Annotated in this window: 18 protein-coding genes; 4 read left to right on the top strand and 14 right to left on the bottom strand. The window is 42.4% G+C overall.

Translation table 11 applies throughout. The annotated features are described in order from the left end of the window. Positions 1-60: 60 nt before the first annotated feature. Positions 61-1,716: a hypothetical protein gene (locus tag QZZ41_RS03035; protein WP_295067970.1), complete on the top strand. Its 1,656-nt coding sequence runs from the start codon at positions 61-63 to the stop codon at positions 1,714-1,716. A 42-nt stretch (positions 1,717-1,758) separates the two neighbouring features. Here the strand turns inward: QZZ41_RS03035 and mscL are convergent, their stop codons facing one another. Together mscL and QZZ41_RS03045 are read right to left on the bottom strand one after the other, a co-directional pair. Continuing rightward, positions 1,759-2,184, bottom strand: coding sequence for a large-conductance mechanosensitive channel protein MscL (gene mscL, locus QZZ41_RS03040; protein WP_295067973.1), 426 nt, complete (start codon positions 2,182-2,184; stop codon positions 1,759-1,761). 40 nt (positions 2,185-2,224) lie between these two features. After that, positions 2,225-3,808 carry a zinc-ribbon domain-containing protein gene (locus QZZ41_RS03045; RefSeq protein ID WP_295067976.1) on the bottom strand — a complete coding sequence of 528 codons (1,584 nt, stop codon included), beginning with the start codon at positions 3,806-3,808 and terminating at the stop codon, positions 2,225-2,227. A gap of 499 nt (positions 3,809-4,307) precedes the next feature. Here QZZ41_RS03045 and QZZ41_RS03050 point away from each other — a divergent pair, with 499 nt between their 5' ends. Then, entirely contained in the window at positions 4,308-5,438 is a 1,131-nt protein-coding gene (locus QZZ41_RS03050) for a M15 family metallopeptidase (RefSeq protein ID WP_295067979.1), read from the top strand. Between the two features lie 282 nt (positions 5,439-5,720). On the opposite strand, the gene carB is transcribed toward QZZ41_RS03050, so the two are convergent. The 4 genes from carB to QZZ41_RS03070 all read right to left on the bottom strand — a co-directional run bounded on the left by carB (position 5,721) and on the right by QZZ41_RS03070 (position 11,869). After that, entirely contained in the window at positions 5,721-8,942 is a 3,222-nt protein-coding gene (gene carB, locus QZZ41_RS03055; protein ID WP_295067982.1) for a carbamoyl-phosphate synthase large subunit, read from the bottom strand. 455 nt (positions 8,943-9,397) lie between these two features. Then, a complete protein-coding gene (locus tag QZZ41_RS03060) occupies positions 9,398-11,041 on the bottom strand; it encodes a DNA mismatch repair protein MutS (protein ID WP_295067985.1) in 1,644 nt (547 codons plus the stop codon). A 27-nt stretch (positions 11,042-11,068) separates the two neighbouring features. Continuing rightward, positions 11,069-11,464: a DUF3795 domain-containing protein gene (locus QZZ41_RS03065; protein ID WP_295067987.1), complete on the bottom strand. Its 396-nt coding sequence runs from the start codon at positions 11,462-11,464 to the stop codon at positions 11,069-11,071. 21 nt (positions 11,465-11,485) lie between these two features. Further along, positions 11,486-11,869 (bottom strand): VOC family protein, encoded by a 384-nt coding sequence (locus QZZ41_RS03070; RefSeq protein ID WP_295067989.1) that lies wholly within the window; start codon positions 11,867-11,869, stop codon positions 11,486-11,488. A 336-nt stretch (positions 11,870-12,205) separates the two neighbouring features. Here QZZ41_RS03070 and QZZ41_RS03075 point away from each other — a divergent pair, with 336 nt between their 5' ends. Both QZZ41_RS03075 and QZZ41_RS03080 read left to right on the top strand, forming a co-directional pair. Further along, entirely contained in the window at positions 12,206-13,963 is a 1,758-nt protein-coding gene (locus QZZ41_RS03075) for an AAA family ATPase (protein ID WP_295067992.1), read from the top strand. Positions 13,964-13,978: 15 nt separating this feature from the next. Then, positions 13,979-14,812, top strand: a complete 834-nt coding sequence (locus tag QZZ41_RS03080; protein ID WP_295067995.1) for a hypothetical protein — start codon at positions 13,979-13,981, stop codon at positions 14,810-14,812. 49 nt (positions 14,813-14,861) lie between these two features. On the opposite strand, the gene QZZ41_RS03085 is transcribed toward QZZ41_RS03080, so the two are convergent. The 8 genes from QZZ41_RS03085 to QZZ41_RS03120 form a co-directional block, all read right to left on the bottom strand. Further along, a complete protein-coding gene (locus QZZ41_RS03085; protein WP_295067998.1) occupies positions 14,862-15,380 on the bottom strand; it encodes a CPCC family cysteine-rich protein in 519 nt (172 codons plus the stop codon). Positions 15,381-15,426: 46 nt separating this feature from the next. Next, positions 15,427-15,861 (bottom strand): hypothetical protein, encoded by a 435-nt coding sequence (locus tag QZZ41_RS03090; RefSeq protein WP_295068001.1) that lies wholly within the window; start codon positions 15,859-15,861, stop codon positions 15,427-15,429. A 128-nt stretch (positions 15,862-15,989) separates the two neighbouring features. After that, on the bottom strand, positions 15,990-16,661 hold the full coding sequence (locus tag QZZ41_RS03095; protein ID WP_295068004.1) for a hypothetical protein: 672 nt from the start codon (positions 16,659-16,661) through the stop codon (positions 15,990-15,992). Between the two features lie 6 nt (positions 16,662-16,667). Next, positions 16,668-16,805, bottom strand: coding sequence for a hypothetical protein (locus tag QZZ41_RS03100; protein WP_295068006.1), 138 nt, complete (start codon positions 16,803-16,805; stop codon positions 16,668-16,670). Between the two features lie 20 nt (positions 16,806-16,825). Beyond that, positions 16,826-17,161, bottom strand: coding sequence for a hypothetical protein (locus tag QZZ41_RS03105; protein WP_295068008.1), 336 nt, complete (start codon positions 17,159-17,161; stop codon positions 16,826-16,828). 60 nt (positions 17,162-17,221) lie between these two features. Beyond that, positions 17,222-17,620, bottom strand: a complete 399-nt coding sequence (locus tag QZZ41_RS03110) for a hypothetical protein (RefSeq protein WP_295068011.1) — start codon at positions 17,618-17,620, stop codon at positions 17,222-17,224. A gap of 157 nt (positions 17,621-17,777) precedes the next feature. Further along, positions 17,778-18,416 (bottom strand): hypothetical protein, encoded by a 639-nt coding sequence (locus QZZ41_RS03115; RefSeq protein ID WP_295068014.1) that lies wholly within the window; start codon positions 18,414-18,416, stop codon positions 17,778-17,780. 215 nt (positions 18,417-18,631) lie between these two features. Next, positions 18,632-19,045 carry a hypothetical protein gene (locus QZZ41_RS03120; protein ID WP_295068017.1) on the bottom strand — a complete coding sequence of 138 codons (414 nt, stop codon included), beginning with the start codon at positions 19,043-19,045 and terminating at the stop codon, positions 18,632-18,634. Between the last annotated feature and the right edge of the window lie 35 nt (positions 19,046-19,080).

Raw genomic sequence — 19,080 nt, forward strand, 5'->3', positions numbered from 1 at the left:
CGGCGATCATTGCCCCGATCGCGGTTCGGTAAACGCTTCATTTCACAGAAGGGAAAAACTATGCAGGATAAAAGTACCAACGATATACGCGAATTCAGTCTCCTTGCTCCGGACAGTTCTGACAGATACTTCAACCTTAGCGGCAATACCGCAAACGATCTCTCGGTAGACTTCATCGCACAAAGCATTACAAGCAATTCTACAGAAAAAAACATCATTAGCAGGATATTGCTTGATATGCCCACTGACGAAAGAATAATAAACTACCGCAGAGCAGTCTATACGGAACTCAGCAGCTCCCCCGAGCTTTGCGAAGAGCTGTTTGAAATATTTGACGCTATGCGCTTCTATGTCAGCGATTCATTCAACCGTATCGAAAAAGGCTCTACTATATGGGAGCTTCTCACGCGGCTCAAATCCCTTGAACATTATTCAAGCTCAATAATCAGGCTGAATGATACTATAAAAGGTCACGATTTCAAATCAGAGGGCATGAAAAAGTTCGCTGATTATATCTCTGATATATATGATAACAGCGGCTTTGATGAGCTTACAAAGGACATCGCAGGCATAAGCGACGAAATTGCCAATATCCACAGCCTTACTATCGGCGTTAATCTGAATGAGAACTTCTATCCCGAGGAAACGGGTATTATCTCACTGAATACTTACTGGTTCGGCGAACAGAGCGTTCTTGGACGCTTTATGAAGTATCACCGTCAGGATCAGATAAACGATAAGGACCTCATGCCGTTCACAATGGAGATGCATAATGACGGTCTTGACAGGATATCAAAGAAATTCGGCAGAGACAGTGCCATGAACCGTCCCACAGACAGTCCCCTCATGAACAATCTCAACAAGATAATAGAGCGTATGCTCCCGAGCATGACAGCCAAACTGAAAAAAGTGCTCAATAAATATGTTGATACCAGTGGAAAAGCTCTCAGCGAGCTTGCTGACGAGTTCCTGTTCTATCTCAGATTTATCGAGCTTGAAAAAAAGCTCCGCAAACTCGGGCTTCCCTGCTGTTTCGGCGAATACTCCGCAGACGACTCTCATATCAGGGACTTTTACAACGTCAAGCTTGCCATATGCAAGCTGCAAAACAAGATAGATGAAGATATAGTATGCAACGATGTTGAATTTTCTGATGCTAAAACTGTTCAGATACTGACAGGTCCTAACCGCGGCGGAAAAACCATACTCACTCAGGGTATCGGTCTTACATTCCTATTTTTCCAGAGCGGAGTCTTTGTTCCTGCAGCTTCTGCGGAAATACGCCCCTGTGACGGTATCTACACTCACTTCCCCGTAGAGGAGGAGCGCACAGTATCTCTCGGCAGGCTCGGTGAAGAGGCTGAAAGATTTAATTCTATCTGCAAAACCGCAGACCACGACAGCCTGCTGCTGTTCAATGAGTCCTTTGCTACCACGAGCCATACCGAGTCACTTTACATAGCGGAAGATGTACTGAAATACCTCTGCTTCATCGGTGCGCGTACCTGCTTCAACACTCATATGCATGAGCTTGGCGAAAACGCAGATAAGCTCAGCGGTTCAGCCTACAAAGCTGTCAGCGTAGTCATGGAAAACGAAAACGGCAAACGCTCTTACAAAATAAGCTACAAAAAGCCAGACGGTAAGAGCTACGCACACGAAATAGCCCTTAAATACGGCATAACCTTTGAACAGCTGTGCGATAACAAAAAATAAAAAGCCTCCGCCTTACGCGGAGGTTTTCTATGTAATAAAAACTTATTTCTTTTCGTTCTGTGCCTTGAGAAGATCTCTGATCTCTGTAAGAAGAACTTCTTCCTTTGGTGGTTCAGCAGGCTTTTTCTCTTCTTCCTTCTTCTTGCCTACTGTCATTGCCTTGTTAACTGCTTTGATGATGCAGAAGAGAATGATAGCGATAATAAGGAAATTAAGAACTGCGGAAATAAATGCACCGTAGTTGAAGTCAACGCCTGCAACTGTAAACTTTCCGCCTACAAGCTGCATAACACCGTTTTCGTCCTTCTCTGCGCCGCCAGTAATAACAGCGATAAGTGGATTGATGAAGTTATCAGTAAGAGAACTTACGATGCTTCCGAAAGCTGCACCGATGATAACACCGATAGCCATATCCATTACGTTGCCTTTGAGTGCGAATTCTTTGAATTCCTGTAAAAACTTCTTCATTTTTTACAACATCTCCTTAAAAGTGTTAGAATATAGTTTATTAAAATTCCGGCAAGCCGGGAATTTCCGTTTTATTGGTCTTTTTCGCTTTCATCTCTTCAGGAAGCTCTATCGCATCTATCTCATCGTTATAGGTCTTTGCTTTTTTGGGCATTGCCTGAACAGCGCGATCCGCCTGAGCCATCATCGAACCTGTACGCTGTTTTGGAGTATTTGCCTGCAATTCGCTGGGATCAGCCATACCTGCCGACGACATTACATTCCATGACTTGCGCTCTTCCTTTGCGCGGAGCTCTGATGCGTCAACAGTTTTTGTTGAACCCATATAATCAAAGCGTCGCTGTTCCTTTTTGGCTTCGAGAGCACCTGGATCGGCAACTTCTGCCGAACGCATGAACATCTTGTTGTATTTTGACTCCTCATTTTTCTTGAGCTTGCTTGCATCAACAAGAGGAGTATCGTTCATATAGGATACTTTCTTCTTCTCGGGACGCTTTAAGCTGCCGAGATCCTCATTGCGCTTACCGAAAAAGTCATCGGTAGGATCTGTCTCGGCGTGTTCCGTAGCCTTGCCGCCGTCAAAGAATTCCCAGAAATCATCAGGTACTTCGACCTTGTTCTTGTCCTCTACAGGAGGAGGAACAGGCTGGTTCATCTGCATATTTCCGCCCATTGGGGGAACAACAGGTATACCACCCATAGCAGGCACAACGGGTATATCAGCCAGCTCGCCTGCCTGCGCAGGATTTATGACTACGGGCTGTCCGTAGACGGGCATACCGTTCTGGTCGTAGCCGATTATCTGCGGCTGAGCATACATTACAGGCTGACCGTATACAGGCATACCGTTCTGGTCATAGCCTATCAGCTGAGGCTGATTATACATCACAGGCTGACCGTACAGAGGCATACCGTTCTGGTCATAACCGATTATCTGCGGCTGACCGTACATTACGGGCTGACCGTAAACAGGCATACCGTTTGCCTGTGCGCCGCCGTTCTGAGCAGAAACTCCCTGCATCGCAGCAGGCTGTGGTATTCCCTGCATACCATTAGGCGCAGAGATACCTTGCATACCGCCCTGTGGCGGGATACCCTGCATACCACTTGGCGCAGGAATTCCCTGCATACCGCCCTGTGGTGCTATACTCTGCATACCGCTTGGTACAGGGATACCCTGCATCGCAGCAGGCTGCGGTATTCCCGGCATACCGTTAGGCGCAGGAATTCCCTGCATAGCACTTTGCTGGCGCATTTGATTTACATTATTCATCTGAGCCTGACGGACTGCTCTTGTCTGTTCAGGCAGAGTAACTCGTCCTGTGTCGAGCTTTGGTATAAAAGGCTCATCTTCAAAGCCGCTGAAATCAAACTCTTCGTCTGTATCATTAAGTTCAGCAGCAGTATAAAGATCTGAAGAAGAATCGTTAGAAGGGGTATCGCTTATAGTAAAAGTGCCGCTTCCGAAGGTAAAACCGCCCGAGGCAGAGTCTTCTTCGGAGTAATAGCCGCCCATATCCAGCTGTTCAATGTTAATATCCTGCGGATCTTCGAGGTTAACGCCGCATTTAACGCAGAACCTGAAACCCGCTTCGTTGTCTGTTCCGCACCGTGGACATTTCATAGAATCACTTCCTTTAACGCGAAGATGAAATAAAGACCGCAGATCAATATCCCCAACGGAGCGGTCTTTAACAAATCGCTTAATTAAAGAATTTGCCCATACTTCCACTATACATTATAACATTTTTTTAAAGCATTTTCAAGTGATTAAAAAAAGATTGTGCAATACTGTCTTAATTGCCATACCCTTTTTGTGAAGATTAACATTATATTACGCACTTATAAGCCTTTAGCTATTTTATATATCAGCTTGCAGGGCATCTCAAGCGGCGAAAAAATTGTCGAAAGCTCACAATTTATAGATTTTATCGACATATCCAATACAGCACCTTTACAAAGATGTATCGCTAACACTATATTTTTAGCGCGAACTATGGTATAATAAGCTTATACGTCCATTTATACGGAATTTATAGAGATAAAAAGAACAAAAGTAAAGCGGAACCAGTGAGTTCCCCAATGATGCGGCTGCTTATGGAGCAGCGGAATGGAGCAGACATATGTCCAAAAAGAAAATCAGCAAAGAAAAAAGTATACAACACGCAAAAATGACAACTGAGATAGTTATAAGCCTTGTCCTTCTCGGAACTTGCGCGTTCTTTATCAGGAACAGTCTTAATCATGCAAAGACCGTTGAGCCTTCACCTTATGTTGAACATAATAATAATATAGATATCGAGGATCCGTCAGCTACAACTTTGCCCGATCCAAATCAGACTATCTACGAATCACTTTCTGTCAATACAAAGGACAAGTTCCGCGGCGATCTTATCCTTGTAAATAAGGAGCATCAGTACTTCGGCGGTGACGAAGATCTCGTAAGCATCACTGATATGAACTATGAGAACGAGATAAACTTTTTCAGCGCAGTTGACTCGACTTATACCATACTCAAAGAAGTCTACTCACCTATGGTAAAGATGATACAGGACTTCTACGACAAATACCAGAATGACACTCTCATTATCTACGGTTCATACAGAACAACGGATTTCCAGCAGGAGCTTTATGATAACGATGTTGCAAACAACGGCGGAGAAGAGTCCACAAGAGTTGCAAAGCCGGGATTCAGCGAACATGAAACAGGTCTTGCATTCGACTTCAGTGAGACTGAAAACAACGATTATCAGGGCACAGGCGATTTTGAATGGATAAACGCTAACTGCTATAAATACGGCTTTATAGTGCGCTATACTTCAAGCAAGGAGAAGATAACAGGCTTCCAGAACGAGCCATGGCATTTCCGCTATGTAGGCGTACCTCACGCATACTATATGGACGCTAACGACCTTTGCCTTGAAGAGTATATCAAGCTCATAGGCGAGCACCCATATGACAAGGAGCATCTGGAATTTTCAGACGATAAGGGCAATGACTACGAGGTCTACTTCGTAAAGTCTGATGACGGAAACGACAAGACTACCGTTCCTGTACCTGCAGGTGTAAGATACGATATCTCAGGCAATAATGTAGACGGCTTCATAGTGACTGTATACAAGGGACAGAAGCCTATCGTGGAAGAAGCTCCCACAAAAACATTTGAGGACGCTTCCGAAGAAAATACCGAAAACAACACCGATGAAGGTGAAGATGAAAATTCGGAAGATACTGACGATTACAGCGAATATTAATGACAAAGCGGACGACTCAGATCGTCCGCTTTTTGCGTTGGATACAGTCAGTGCAAAGCCTGCGTCCCTCCCCCTGTTGTTGCTTGCAAGCATTGACGGGACGTCGAGGATGCCGTCCCCTACATATCATATCTTGTCTCTTGCATCGGGGTTGACGGGCGGATAATATCCGCCACTACAGTGCTGCTCACTTGCTAACGGCTAATGGCTAAGGGCTAAGGGCTAAGGGCTGCAATTATGAATTAAAAGTGCCGCTCCATTACGAAGCGGCACTTGTTTATATTACTTAATATCAGCGTGATGAGCCTGAAGTGACTTAACGCCGAGGTGAGTATTGTGCTTGATAGCCTTGATACCCTCTGCACTTGCCTTTGCAGCAGCCATAGTTGTCATGTATGGTATTCTGTGCTTGATAGCAGCCTTTCTGATATAGCTGTCATCGTGTACACTTGTCTTGCCGGCAGGTGTATTTATTATCATCTGAATCTCGCCGTTTGCGATCTGGTCTGCAATGTTCGGACGTCCCTCGTAAAGCTTGAATATCTTATCGCATGGGATACCTGCTTCCTTTATCATCTCGTAGCTTCTGCCTGTTGCAATGATGTGGAAACCGAGCTCGTTGAATGACTTAGCGATGTCTACAAGCTCAGGCTTGTCTCTCTCACATACGCTGAGGAGAACTGTTCCCTCAAGCGGGAGCTTGTTCTTTGTAGCTTCCTGTGCCTTGTAGTATGCTTCACCGAATGATGGTGAGATACCGAGAACTTCACCTGTTGAACGCATCTCAGGTCCGAGGAGAGGATCTACCTCAGGGAACATATTGAACGGGAATACAGCTTCCTTAACGCCGTAGTGACCGATCTGCTTGTCCTTGAGCTCAGGTACAGGAGAAGGTCTGCCTGTAAGTGAAGATGTGATTATATCTGTAGCGATCTTTACCATGTTGATATCGCATACCTTTGATACAAGCGGAACTGTTCTTGATGCACGCGGATTAGCTTCGAGCACGTATACTGTATCGCCCTCGATAGCGTACTGCATATTCATAAGTCCGCATACGTTCATCTCTACAGCTATCTTCTTTGTGTACTCCTTTATAGTTGCTACCTGCTTCTCTGTCAGGTTCTTTGAAGGAAGTATACAAGCGGAGTCGCCAGAATGTACGCCTGCAAGCTCGATATGCTCCATAACAGCAGGAACAAAGCAATGTGTACCGTCTGAGATAGCGTCAGCCTCGCACTCTGTAGCGTGGTTGAGGAAACGGTCGATGAGGATAGGTCTGTCAGGAGTTACGCCTACAGCAGCGTTCATGTATACTCTCATCATCTCGTCATCGTGTACTATCTCCATTCCGCGTCCGCCGAGAACGTAGGAAGGACGAACCATTACAGGATAACCGATCTTGTTTGCAATAGCGATAGCTTCGTCAGCATTTACAGCCATTCCAGCCTCAGGCATAGGTATGCCGAGCTTGTCCATCATTGCGCGGAAGTGATCTCTGTCCTCTGCAAGGTCGATAGTCTCGGGAGTTGTACCGAGGATATTTACACCGTACTTCTTGAGGTCGTTTGCAAGGTTAAGAGGAGTCTGTCCACCAAACTGAGCGATAACGCCTACAGGCTTTTCCTTTTCGTGGATAGCGAGAACATCTTCAAGTGTAAGAGGCTCGAAATAGAGCTTATCTGATGTATCATAGTCAGTAGAAACTGTCTCAGGGTTGCAGTTTACGATAATTGACTCAAAGCCAAGCTTTTTAAGTGCAAGTGCAGCGTGAACGCAGCAGTAGTCGAACTCGATACCCTGACCTATTCTGTTAGGACCGCCGCCGAGGATCATTATCTTTGGCTTATCTGTATTTACAGGGCTCTTGTCAGCATCAAGGTGATATGTTGAATAGTAATATGCAGCATTCTGAGTACCGCTTACGTGAACACCTTCCCATGCTTCCTTAACGCCGATAGCTGTACGTGCGTTTCTTATCTCTTCCTCTGTTACTTCAAGGATAGAGCTGAGGTAACGGTCTGAGAAACCGTCCAGCTTAGCCTGCTTGAGTACGTCATTTGCAGGAACAGCACCCTTGTTCTTGAGGAGTGCCTCTTCTTCGTCAACAAGCTCCTTCATCTGCTCGATGAAGTACTTCTTTATCTTTGTAAGGTCATGGAGCTCATTAACAGTTGCACCCTTGCGGAGTGCCTCATACATGACGAACTGTCTCTCGCTTGTTGGGAAACGAAGCTGTGAAAGGAGCTCTTCCTTTGTCATATTGTTGAAGTTCTTAGCAAATCCGAGACCATAGCGTCCTGTTTCAAGTGAACGGATAGCCTTCTGGAATGCTTCCTTATAGGTCTTGCCGATGCTCATTACCTCACCGACAGCCTTCATCTGTGTACCAAGCTTGTCCTCTGCGCCCTTGAATTTCTCAAATGCCCAGCGAGCGTACTTGATAACTATATAATCACCATCGGGAACGTACTTGTCAAGAGTGCCGTACTTTCCGCACGGGATATCTTTAAGTGTGAGTCCGCAGGCAAGCATAGCGGATACGAGAGCTATCGGGAAGCCTGTAGCCTTTGAAGCAAGTGCGGAAGAACGTGAAGTTCTTGGGTTGATCTCGATAACAACGATACGTCCTGTCTCAGGATCACGGGCGAACTGACAGTTACAGCCGCCGATAACTTCGATAGACTCGATTATCTTGTATGACATCTCCTGTAACTGAGCCTGTACGTCCTCAGGAATAGTGAGCATTGGTGCAGAACAGAAGGAATCACCTGTATGTACGCCGATAGGATCAATATTCTCGATGAAACATACTGTGATCTTGTTGTTCTCAGCATCACGTACTACTTCAAGCTCAAGCTCTTCCCAGCCGAAGATACATTCTTCAACAAGTACCTGTCCAACGAGAGAAGCCTGAAGTCCTCTTGCACATACGACTTTGAGTTCGTCAACATTATATACCATGCCGCCGCCTGCGCCGCCCATAGTGTATGCAGGACGCAGAACAACAGGATATTTCAGCTTTTCAGCTATCTTTACAGCCTCGTCTACGGAATAAGCAACTTCACTTCTCGGCATACCGATACCGAGTGCGCTCATAGCATTCTTGAATTCGATACGGTCCTCACCGCGCTCGATAGCGTCTACCTGTACACCGATTACCTGTACATTGTACTTTTTGAGTACGCCTGCCTGATCAAGCTCGGAACAGAGGTTAAGTCCCGACTGTCCGCCAAGGTTAGGAAGGAGAGCATCAGGACGTTCTTTTTCGATGATCTGTGTAAGTCTTTCGAGATTAAGAGGCTCAATGTAAGTGATATCCGCAACATCGGGGTCTGTCATGATAGTTGCAGGGTTTGAGTTAACAAGAACGATCTCATAGCCCAGCTGACGCAGAGCCTTACAAGCCTGTGTTCCCGAATAATCAAACTCGCAAGCCTGTCCTATGATGATAGGACCTGAACCGATGATCATGATCTTGTTAATATCCTGTCTTTTTGGCATATTATTCTCCTGACTCGTACAAAAACGTACGTTTATATATTTGCCATGTAACGTCATGGCGCAACTTCTTACCTTATATAATAACACAAATCTCCACAAAATGCAATATAAAAATTAGCTTTTACGATCAGTACAATTTTGGGAAATATGTGAAAAAGGCCGCCGTAAATGCATTGCTTGTATAGAAGTTTATAGTTATTTATCGGGGAAAACCTTTCTGAGGAAAGGTTCTTCCCCGAACCCCTTTCCAAAGACTTTTATCTGATTTTTTTCGGATAGGGCGCGCGAAAAATAAAAAAGACCTGCCGATTTGCAGATTGCGCCCTATCCGAAAAAAATAAAAACAGAAGTTTTAGGAGGGGAGTTTGAGGGGAGACCCTTTTTCAAAAGGGTCCTCCTCAATAGACAACCGTAGATTTCTTTACAGGCATTGCACTTATGACAGTCTTTTAGCATCACAGCTCCGAAAGAGCGTCGTTTATTATCTCTTCGGGGAAACCGATAACGCTCAGGAGCTTTATAGCGTTGCTTGAACGGCATATGCCCTTATGTATCCTGTAATCGAATACAACATCTTCCTCATCAAGCTTTTCGCAGAAATAATAGTTTTCGTACTGACCTTCAAAGGCTTCCGCAAGCTCGATATCATGCGTAGCCACCATGAGCATACAGTTTGACCTGTCAAAATAGCGCAGTATCGCCTTTGAGGCGGCTATCCTCTCCTTGGTGTTAGTTCCTTTGAGTATCTCGTCTATGGCAAAGAAGAGCAGTCTGCCGTCCTTTGCCGCCTCAGTCATACGTTTCAGATACTTTATCTCGCGGATATAGTAACTCTCCCCCGAAGCAAGGTCGTCGCGGACTGCCATTGACGTAATGACTCCGCAGTGGGGTATTGAAGCATGCTCCGCTGTACAGGTAAATATGGACTGTCCGAGGATAAGATTTATAGCAGCAGCCTTTATGAATGTGGATTTTCCCGAAGCATTCGAGCCTGTAAGGAGCATATTTTTCTCCTGTGTCAGGTCATTTGCAACAGGTTCGGAGATAAGCGGATGAAAAAGTCCTCTGTATTCTATACGCTTTTCGCTGTTTATTTCGGGTACGCAGTAGCCTTCAAGGCTTCTTCTGAACGAAGCAATGGCGATAGAACAGTCGATCTCGCCTACAAATCTGAATATTTTCATGTAATCCTGAGTTTTTCCCTCAAGCTCCTTTAAGCCTATGTTGTAAAGTATAAAATCTATCATGAACGGACCTGTAAAATATGCCATAAGCATAGTCAGTCCGTCATCTGACTTTGACATTGACTTTTTCATATTCAGAAGATTCATTATGGTTGCGGATCTTTTCAGCTTTTTAAAGCTTTCGTCCGCTTCCTTTGACAGCTCGGGAACTATTTCCTTTATGCCAAAGCCTGCATTGATAGTCATTCCCATTGAAAAAAGAGTTTCAAGCTTTCTGTCAAAGCTGTTTTTGAGGAACATATGAACTACTAAATTAAAAAAGTAATTGCATATGCCAAGCATCAACAGCAGCGGATTTTTAAGAACAATTCCAAGAATTACCAGTGTGATCAATGATATCAGCAGCAGCGGATATACGAACTTGTACGGAAGGTACTCCGAGTCGATATCCTCAGCTACATCTACCGAATAATAGGCACTTATAGGCTTGCCCACGCCGTGAAGGATCTTCCTTACCTTGTTGCGCTTTTCCTCGTTTTTATCAAAGAACTCCACCGTCTTATTGCTCAGCAGTCCGTCCGTATCTCTGTCGCTGAGAATATGCATGGACGAATAAAGGCACTGTTCACCTGCATAGCTGTCGGTATGGTCTGCACGGAAAAACACCGTTTTCATGTCAAGGTCTTCCCATGTTACATCATCTACAAGCTCGGACTCGGGATACTTCTTTTTCTCACTTTCAAACAGGCGCGAGATAGCTTCTAACCTGTCCATAACATCGTCCTTTACGCGGCTGCTGTCACCAAAGGAATGTCTTATGTAATAGTCAACGGCTCTTTTATTCCTTATACTGAATACGATCATGCAGATAACAAAAAGTGCTGCGATAACTGATATGATGATTACTACTTCCATTATTATTCTCCCTATATCAATACAAAATCAATTCCCGTTTCTTATAAAGCCCATGAGCTTTTCCATGTCGTCAAACTCATCATAATCGCCCATAATACCCTCGCGATGATAAACTATTCCTGCTTTCTCGTTGCGTTCAAGGCAGTCCAGCAATTCGTCAACACCGTATCTCCTTGCGAATTCCGCAAATGCTCTTGCCTTGATCTTCTCGGCATACAGACCTTTTCTACAGCTTGCAGGCTCACATTCATAGCAGCCTCTGAGTCCCTTTGCTATAACGCATTTTCTGTTCTCGCACCATTCAGCGTCCCTGCACCATGAGAGCTCCTTAAAGCCGTCACGCTTACAGCCCTTGCACTCAGCATTTTCAGAGCAGAGACAGCAGGCAAGTCCGCACCTTGCTATACCTAATTCACGTTTCATAGTTCATTCCTCCGTATAAGTTCAGACAGTTATTTCGATAAGATTTCCCTCAATTGCAGCGATACAGCTCTCATAGTACCCGTCACCCGTAGTGCGCGGACCGCTCTTTACTTCGTAGCCTGCCAAGCGCAGACGCTCAGTAAGTTCATCAACTTTTTCCCTGCTGCCTACGCTGAACGCAATATGGGTATACCCCATGTGCTCGGCTGAAACATCTGCATTGGCTACCTGCGGTTTGTTCATCAGTTCAAGCCTTGCGCCGTCATCAAAGGTGATAAAGTAAGATCTGAAATCAGTTGTTTTATTGAGATAGCCGCTGTTTGAGTGTCCACCGAGATATTCCGTAAAAAAAACACGGGCAGCTTCAAGATCTCTCACAAACATGGCAATGTGTTCTATACGCATTTTTTCCTCCATTCCGGAACTTAGCCGTTAGCCATGAGCCGTTAGCCTAAAGTGTTCGCTTACGCTCACATTATTTAAATAATTCGCCGAAGGCGACACATTGGCTAATAGCTAAAGGCTAACGGCTAAGGGCTCTATTTGATATCATTATACAGCAATGCACGGAAAATTTCAATATATATGCTTGACGAACACTATATAGTTAAATTAATTCATCAAGCCACAGAAATAGCTCTTCTTTGTGAATGATGTGTAAAAATTTGTAATACTGTTGACATTCGTTTGTTAGCATGATACAATTATTTTAGGATATTATTGGAAAGGTAGTCAGATAAAATGGATAAAGAGATTATTATTGACAAACTTAAACACAAAAATGAGATCCTGCCTAATGAATTTGACGGAACATACCGCTCGGTACAGGAAGCGGTAGAATGCTATGCAAAGGTGAGAAAAACCGCTATAATCGACTACAATGACCTGGAACTGATGTATTATCTCTCACTCGGACTATGGAAAAGCGATAAAAAAGAACTGAAGCACTATATACAGAAAAGCCACCTGCTACACAACGACAAGCTGATTTTTGAGAAAAAGCTTGAAAAGATATGGAGCAAGGGCGCAAGGATGCTATACGGTCATGTCGTTGAAAAACAGGAAATGGAATTTCTTACATCTCATGTTTCATTCAAAGACCTCCACAGTACCAAAAATTCCGAGGCAATACAGTTCTTTTTCAAGATGTGCATAAACATCTCAGGCCTAGAAAATGACGGCAAGCTGCTTGATACAGCTCAGCAAATGCTAAATTCCAAAGTAAGGGATTCGGGACTTCCTGTATATGCTGTATCAAGGATACTTCACTGTCTGAAGCCATTCACTTTCGCTATCCTCTGCGAGAGTGTAACTGATTCCAATATATATAAGGCTCTCGATATAGGTGTCTGCTGTTTTGATGACATAACGCAGTATATCACAAACTGCCGCAAGATACTGGATTTCCGCAATTCTATCTTCAAATTCCAGAACATGAGAGTCTTTGATGTCATGTCTTGGGAAATGCTCTACGCTAAGGACGAGTTCGACGAAGACAATGCACAGTCCAGAGTGCGTCACCGAAAAAAATCTAAAGCTTCTCTCAATCAGATACTGTACGGACCTCCAGGCACAGGTAAGACCTACAATATTGTGAAATATGCGGTCGAGCTTATCGAAGGCGAAAAGATAGCCGAGGGCGAGACTTATGCAGCAATAAAGGAACGCTATGACAAATACGCTTCTTCGGGACAGATAAAGTTCACCACATTCCACCAGTCATTCAGCTATGAGGAATTTGTCGAAGGTATACGCCCTGTTGTAGTTGATAAATACGGCAACGATACAAATATCGCCCACGCTGATACTACTGTAGTTTACCGCCCTTATAACGGAGTTTTCAAGACATTGTGCGAGAAGGCTGCAAAGAGTCAGCACATGAACTTTGTAGCTATCATAGACGAGATAAACCGCGGTAATATTTCAAGGATATTCGGCGAACTAATCACCCTTATCGAAGAAACAAAACGCGGAACCGCTGTTATCCTTCCGTATTCGCAGGCTGAATTTTATGTACCTCAAAATCTGTATATCCTAGGTACTATGAATACTGCCGACCGTTCTATAGCTATGCTTGATACCGCTCTGAGAAGAAGATTTGATTTCATTGAGATGATGCCTGAACCATGGCTTCTCTCAAACTGTGAAGGAGTTGACCTTTGTGAATTGCTTACCGCTTTGAACGAGCGCATAGAATATTACTACGACCGCGAACACGCTATCGGTCATGCATACTTCATGAACAGCAAAGGCAGTATCAAGACCCTTGATGAACTGAGAGATGTCTTCGCCACAAAGATAATACCTCTTCTTCAGGAGTATTTCTTCGATGACTATGAGAGGATAAAGCTTATACTGAATGACAAAAATACTTTTATAGAGTGTATTACTCCGAAGTATATCAAAAAGTTCGATTCAGGACAAAAGCTTTACCGTCTCGGCAACCCAGAAAACTGGGATATGGATCACTTCATAAACATCTACCGCGATATTACCTGACGAACGGAGATCATTATGTATACAAGACTCTTTTGCGTATCAGTCAATGAAAAGATCGCGGACTTTTCTTCCGAAAACGGCGATCTTTCCGAAATGCTCGGTGAATTCGCCGAGAACTGTGCAGCTGACGGCAGAAAAGCCGTTGCTGTCAGTCACAGAAATGGCAAAAAATACTTCAAGGCAGGCTCTTACTGTGGATTTGCAAGTCTTATCGACGGTACTCTTGTGGAGATACTCCCTCATACAAAAGGCAGTATCGCTGATGCAAGAAAAGAGCTGTGTGCCGAGTTTTGCAGACGGTGCGGCTTTGCGTTCGATCCCTCAGGACTTGATCCCGAGATGAACTTCATGGAGTACTTCATATCAGTTTTTGCAGGAGAAACAATGAAGATCATCAAAAGCGGCGTGCTTTCAACATATGCAAGCCGCGAAGAGAACATGACAACGGTACACGGAACTATCCTCTTCCCTGAGAATATACGCCGAAATCTTATACACCGCGAACGTATTTACGTAAGACATGACGTTTTTACTCCCGACCGTGCGGAAAACCGCCTCATAAAAGCCGCTGCTGCAAAGCTCATAAAGGTGACAGGCAATGCACACAGCTCACACCTGCTGAAAGAAGCTCTGTCCTTTCTTGATGAGGTATCAAAGCCTTATAACATTGCCGCGGAGTTCAGCAAGTGCATAAATACCCGCAACACAAAGAAGTACAGCACCACCCTCAATATATGCAGAATGCTTCTGGATAAAAGAGAGGGAACTGCTTTTTCGGGTAAGTACATTTCCTGCGCTCAGTTCTACGATATGCCTGTTCAGCCGTCAGGCAGACATAAGGCATCATAAGTTAAGATGTAAAAGAAAAGGTCGGGCAAATGCCCGACCTTAAATAATGTCAATATATTGTTCCGTTTTTATGGTATCTTATCTGAGCTTCACTAAGCTTCATTCCATTGCAATGACTGACGTGATCTTCATCAAGTCCGTCATCTTCCCAATCACAAACAGGACATATAAAATATTGACCTCTCTCCGACAGGGTATTATTATGACAGCACGGACAAACGTATAATTTACGATCATCAGCTTTATCAGGATCAGTGATACCTACAGTTATTCCCGTATAAGCACGGTACATCTCAATAAGCTCTTTGTTATTTGCTTCCGATAATTCAGAAGCAATAATGTCCTTTATCAACGGAGCATAAAACTCACTCATTATATCATGCTGCGGAAAATATTCATTCAATAATTCTTCTTTTAGTTCATAAGGATAGTCTTTCCAAGCTGCCTCATCTGCTGTCAAGCCCCAGTTGTTATTGATAATAAGATCACGTTCATCATGATCTGCTTCCTTATATTTTATTTCAAGAAGTTCATTGATAAGTGTTTTTCTGTCTTTATTGTTTTCCATTGTTTAAACCTCTGGCAAATTCATTTGCAGTTGAAAATGGAGCATTTCAATTCAGAATACTTTCTATAAGCTCTTTGCTGCATACTATTTCCATTCCTGTTATTTTATTACCAGATATGTCAAATGCAATATACAGCTCTTCACTTGGACTATAAATATACCTTGTGCAGCCTGTAATATGATCTTCCGTAAAGTCTTCTCTTCCGAATGCTTTATAAATATCACTGATATCAGAATTGAACGAAACAGGAAATCCCATCTCTTTCAAAATCGAATTACAAAGCTCCGCCTCTTCTTCATCTTCTATATCAAACAATCTTATTGCATCAAAACAGGTACTGTTTTTATCCATTCTGAATAAAACTATCTTCCAGCCAATTATTTCGGCAACGCCCTTTTTCTCTGCATATTCAAATTCCGACTCATGATATATCATTTTTTCATCAAAGAGATCTGAAAGCTTTATATCCTTTTTTATCATGGTTTTACCCTTCCGCGACCTGTATGTTAATTATGCAGTAAAATTTCCAACTATATTATTTTACCACATATCCACATAAAAAGCAAGAAAATGGTCGGGCATTCGCCCGACCTTATATAATTTCAGTTTCATATGGAAGCTTCAAGTCCTACCGCAATATAATATGCGCATTTAAGACTTTCCGCAAGGTATGTCTTGTCCTTTCCGTACTTTTTCCTATACAGTATAGCCACTGCTTTTTCGCTGCACAGCTCTTTCAGAAAATCCGCAAGAGTTGCTTCATTTTCTTTCAGCTTCAATCCATATACTGTCTCACCGTTCGCAGTTCTTTCTCCCAAAGTTACCTGTTCAAGGGGATCATCAGAATAAAACATACTGAATAAATATTCGTATATATCAGAAAAAGCTTTCTGGTCTTTAAAGATAGTCCCCTTTTTATGAGACTGCACTTCGCTCAGTATATACGGGATAAAAATACTGTTGTACTGTATTATCTCTTCTCCGTCAAACATCGCTCTCTGCTCATCGGTAATACCGAATATACTGTCAAGTCTGACATAAAAGATCTCAAGTTCATACATTAAAGCAAAAGCAACATCAATAAACGCACATATCTCAGCTTCTGTATATCCGCCGAGTGCAGCGCAGAGCTTTTTTCTGATAGAGCTGAAACTTTCAAAGCGATAAGAAATATCAGATAAAATATCCTCAACAGACATTACCGACGTTCCCGGCATATATCTTGTATTATTATCTTCGGTATATCTTTTTATACTGATATGCCTGAATCCAAGCTCCAAAAAAGTTCAATCAGCGTCTTTAAGATCAATGATACTTTCACTTTTGTATTCTGAAACAACACGCATTTCATCTGAAATAACCCTGCAATTGCAAGCTCTGTCATTAAAACGCATTATTGCTTTTAACAGTTCTTTATTTTCCATATTTTTCGCCTTAACCTAAGTTAAACTAACTCTGTTGATTCCAAAAAAGCGTCTTGCAGGCTGTCTTCGACCTCGACATCATCTATTCTCAGTTTTATTTCATGTTCAAAATCACCGAGCGAAACATTTCCGTCTATTATTCCAAGAATATTTGAGATCGTATCGATCATTACCTGCTTAAAGATCTCAATAATTGTAAGCTTTTTATCCTTATCAACCAAGTTGTACAAAGTTATAACTTCCTGCCAGTATTTATCAGTAACTTCTGTTAACGGAGTATCTAAAATTTCTTTGTACATTGTTAGGTTTTCCTTGACTATACCGTCAAGCAAACAATCAACAAATTTTTCTTCCATTTACTTTTCCTCATTTCAGGATACTATTTTTAGATATATGCTAAAAACACGCCTAAAAACTCAGTCTTGCATATTAAATAGTTTGCGACCACAAAACGGACATATCCTCATATCTGAATTATCTGTGTAAACCTTACAGTATGCGCACCATTTTCCCTGCTCGTTAGTATTAATATCATGCTGCTCAGGTTCTAATTTCTTAAAGATATAATCAGAACAGTATTCATACCAATAATAATATTCTGGAGACAATTCATAAGAAACCGTGATATGTTCCCATTTCAAACCATTATGATAAACGGCTTTTTCTTCACTTTCCTTGATTATTTCATCAATATCTTTTTCAGGCCAATCCGTATCATCAAAGAATTCTTTTTCAAATACTGCCCAATCTTCCCATGAATTAACGGTACTCATTCTTTTTTCTAAATATGTAATATCTAAATTATAATTATCCATAATCATTTTAATCTCGGAAGCCTGGAAGTTCCCTTATCAGGAAGTCCGTTTGTTTTTAATCGTTTATCAAAACACTTTTTTATGTGCTCAATTACTATTTTAACACTTAATAGCGGAAAAAGCAAGAAAATGGTCGGGCATTTGCCCGACCACAATTTCAGATAATCATTTTTCTGTGAGGTAGATTTGTAAGCTTTAATTTTTCTTCCTGTTCCTTGACGATAACTCTCATTTTTTCACACTCGTCAATACTCTGTGGCAGAGTCTCTGTAAATTCTTTTCTTACAGCTTCAGTCCCAAACATTTCAGAACAATCATTAAGTTTATTCTCAATAAATCGTTTTACATCATTGAATACTTCTTCTACCCCAGACCATACAGCAAGATAAGCCATTATTTGCAGCAAATTTGACTTAAAGCAAGTTATGTCAAAATGTTTTTTTAAACTTTCTATAAGAGCTATCAGACTGACATCACCATCAATCGGAATATACGAAGATTCTTTAAACTTTTTTGATACTTCGAGATACTCATTTCTTGTATCATCAGCATAAATGTACAAAGCATCGATCGGTACATTTAATGATACCGCCTCTGAATCCTTGCATAGATTATGTATATGAAAGACAGGCTCATAAACCGTCTTATCTGATTTTACAAGCAAAGCTATTCCAACAGCCAATGGTCCACATATATTCATTAGCCACATTGGTTTGTATACACCCATACTCGGGAACTGTTCATTCCATTTTTGAGTGATCTGTTTTTTTAATGATAATGTCAGTGATTTTCTCATTATGGATTTATCTCCTTTACTGTCAATAAAAACAGTATTGCCGTTTGCATCGCGGAGCATATCTCCTGCTTCAAGGAACTTAGCCTTTGTCCAGCCCTGTCCCCCTACCCGAAATGGGTGCTCCTTTGCAGTTTATGTGCTCAACTATCATTTTACCACATATAGCCACAAGTTGCAAGAAAAAGCAGCAAAGCACTCGGCTTTGCTGCTCAAAATCAAACATTAATAGTTGGAGTCCATTTATTATCGCCCAACAGTCGGTCTATGATATGCTCCAATTCCCATACAGCACACACTTCCAGCTCTTTACATTCTTCATAATCGGAAGGTATTATCATACCCTCCTTATAAATAGAATACTCACCTGAAATCGGATCTTTTATGCTCATCGAAGGTGCCGTTACCTCCTCAATTGAACTGTACGCCCTTTTTTCAACAAGCTTCATTTTTCTAACTCCGCTGTCGTATACTCCTACAATAAAAGCATAGTCCTCAGTCTGAGGTATATCTCCTTCGGACACACCGATATGCTTGTAAAAAGCTACAGCAGTTTCCTGAAATATCCTACCGAAGCCGTATCTTCCGTCAGGCATTTTGAAGCAACCTATATTACCGACTATTCTTCTCAAAGCTTACCAAACTCCTTTATTGATACAAGTACATA

Source organism: Ruminococcus sp., from assembly GCF_016283395.1.

Excerpts from the sequence above, each read along its gene's own strand:
- QZZ41_RS03035 (WP_295067970.1), top strand. The coding sequence starts at position 61 with ATGCAGGATAAAAGTACCAACGATATACGCGAATTCAGTCTCCTTGCT.
- mscL (WP_295067973.1), bottom strand. The coding sequence starts at position 2,184 with ATGAAGAAGTTTTTACAGGAATTCAAAGAATTCGCACTCAAAGGCAAC.
- QZZ41_RS03045 (WP_295067976.1), bottom strand. The coding sequence starts at position 3,808 with ATGAAATGTCCACGGTGCGGAACAGACAACGAAGCGGGTTTCAGGTTC.
- QZZ41_RS03050 (WP_295067979.1), top strand. The coding sequence starts at position 4,308 with ATGTCCAAAAAGAAAATCAGCAAAGAAAAAAGTATACAACACGCAAAA.
- carB (WP_295067982.1), bottom strand. The coding sequence starts at position 8,942 with ATGCCAAAAAGACAGGATATTAACAAGATCATGATCATCGGTTCAGGT.
- QZZ41_RS03060 (WP_295067985.1), bottom strand. The coding sequence starts at position 11,041 with ATGGAAGTAGTAATCATCATATCAGTTATCGCAGCACTTTTTGTTATC.
- QZZ41_RS03065 (WP_295067987.1), bottom strand. The coding sequence starts at position 11,464 with ATGAAACGTGAATTAGGTATAGCAAGGTGCGGACTTGCCTGCTGTCTC.
- QZZ41_RS03070 (WP_295067989.1), bottom strand. The coding sequence starts at position 11,869 with ATGCGTATAGAACACATTGCCATGTTTGTGAGAGATCTTGAAGCTGCC.
- QZZ41_RS03075 (WP_295067992.1), top strand. The coding sequence starts at position 12,206 with ATGGATAAAGAGATTATTATTGACAAACTTAAACACAAAAATGAGATC.
- QZZ41_RS03080 (WP_295067995.1), top strand. The coding sequence starts at position 13,979 with ATGTATACAAGACTCTTTTGCGTATCAGTCAATGAAAAGATCGCGGAC.
- QZZ41_RS03085 (WP_295067998.1), bottom strand. The coding sequence starts at position 15,380 with ATGGAAAACAATAAAGACAGAAAAACACTTATCAATGAACTTCTTGAA.
- QZZ41_RS03090 (WP_295068001.1), bottom strand. The coding sequence starts at position 15,861 with ATGATAAAAAAGGATATAAAGCTTTCAGATCTCTTTGATGAAAAAATG.
- QZZ41_RS03100 (WP_295068006.1), bottom strand. The coding sequence starts at position 16,805 with ATGGAAAATAAAGAACTGTTAAAAGCAATAATGCGTTTTAATGACAGA.
- QZZ41_RS03105 (WP_295068008.1), bottom strand. The coding sequence starts at position 17,161 with ATGGAAGAAAAATTTGTTGATTGTTTGCTTGACGGTATAGTCAAGGAA.
- QZZ41_RS03110 (WP_295068011.1), bottom strand. The coding sequence starts at position 17,620 with ATGGATAATTATAATTTAGATATTACATATTTAGAAAAAAGAATGAGT.
- QZZ41_RS03115 (WP_295068014.1), bottom strand. The coding sequence starts at position 18,416 with ATGAGAAAATCACTGACATTATCATTAAAAAAACAGATCACTCAAAAA.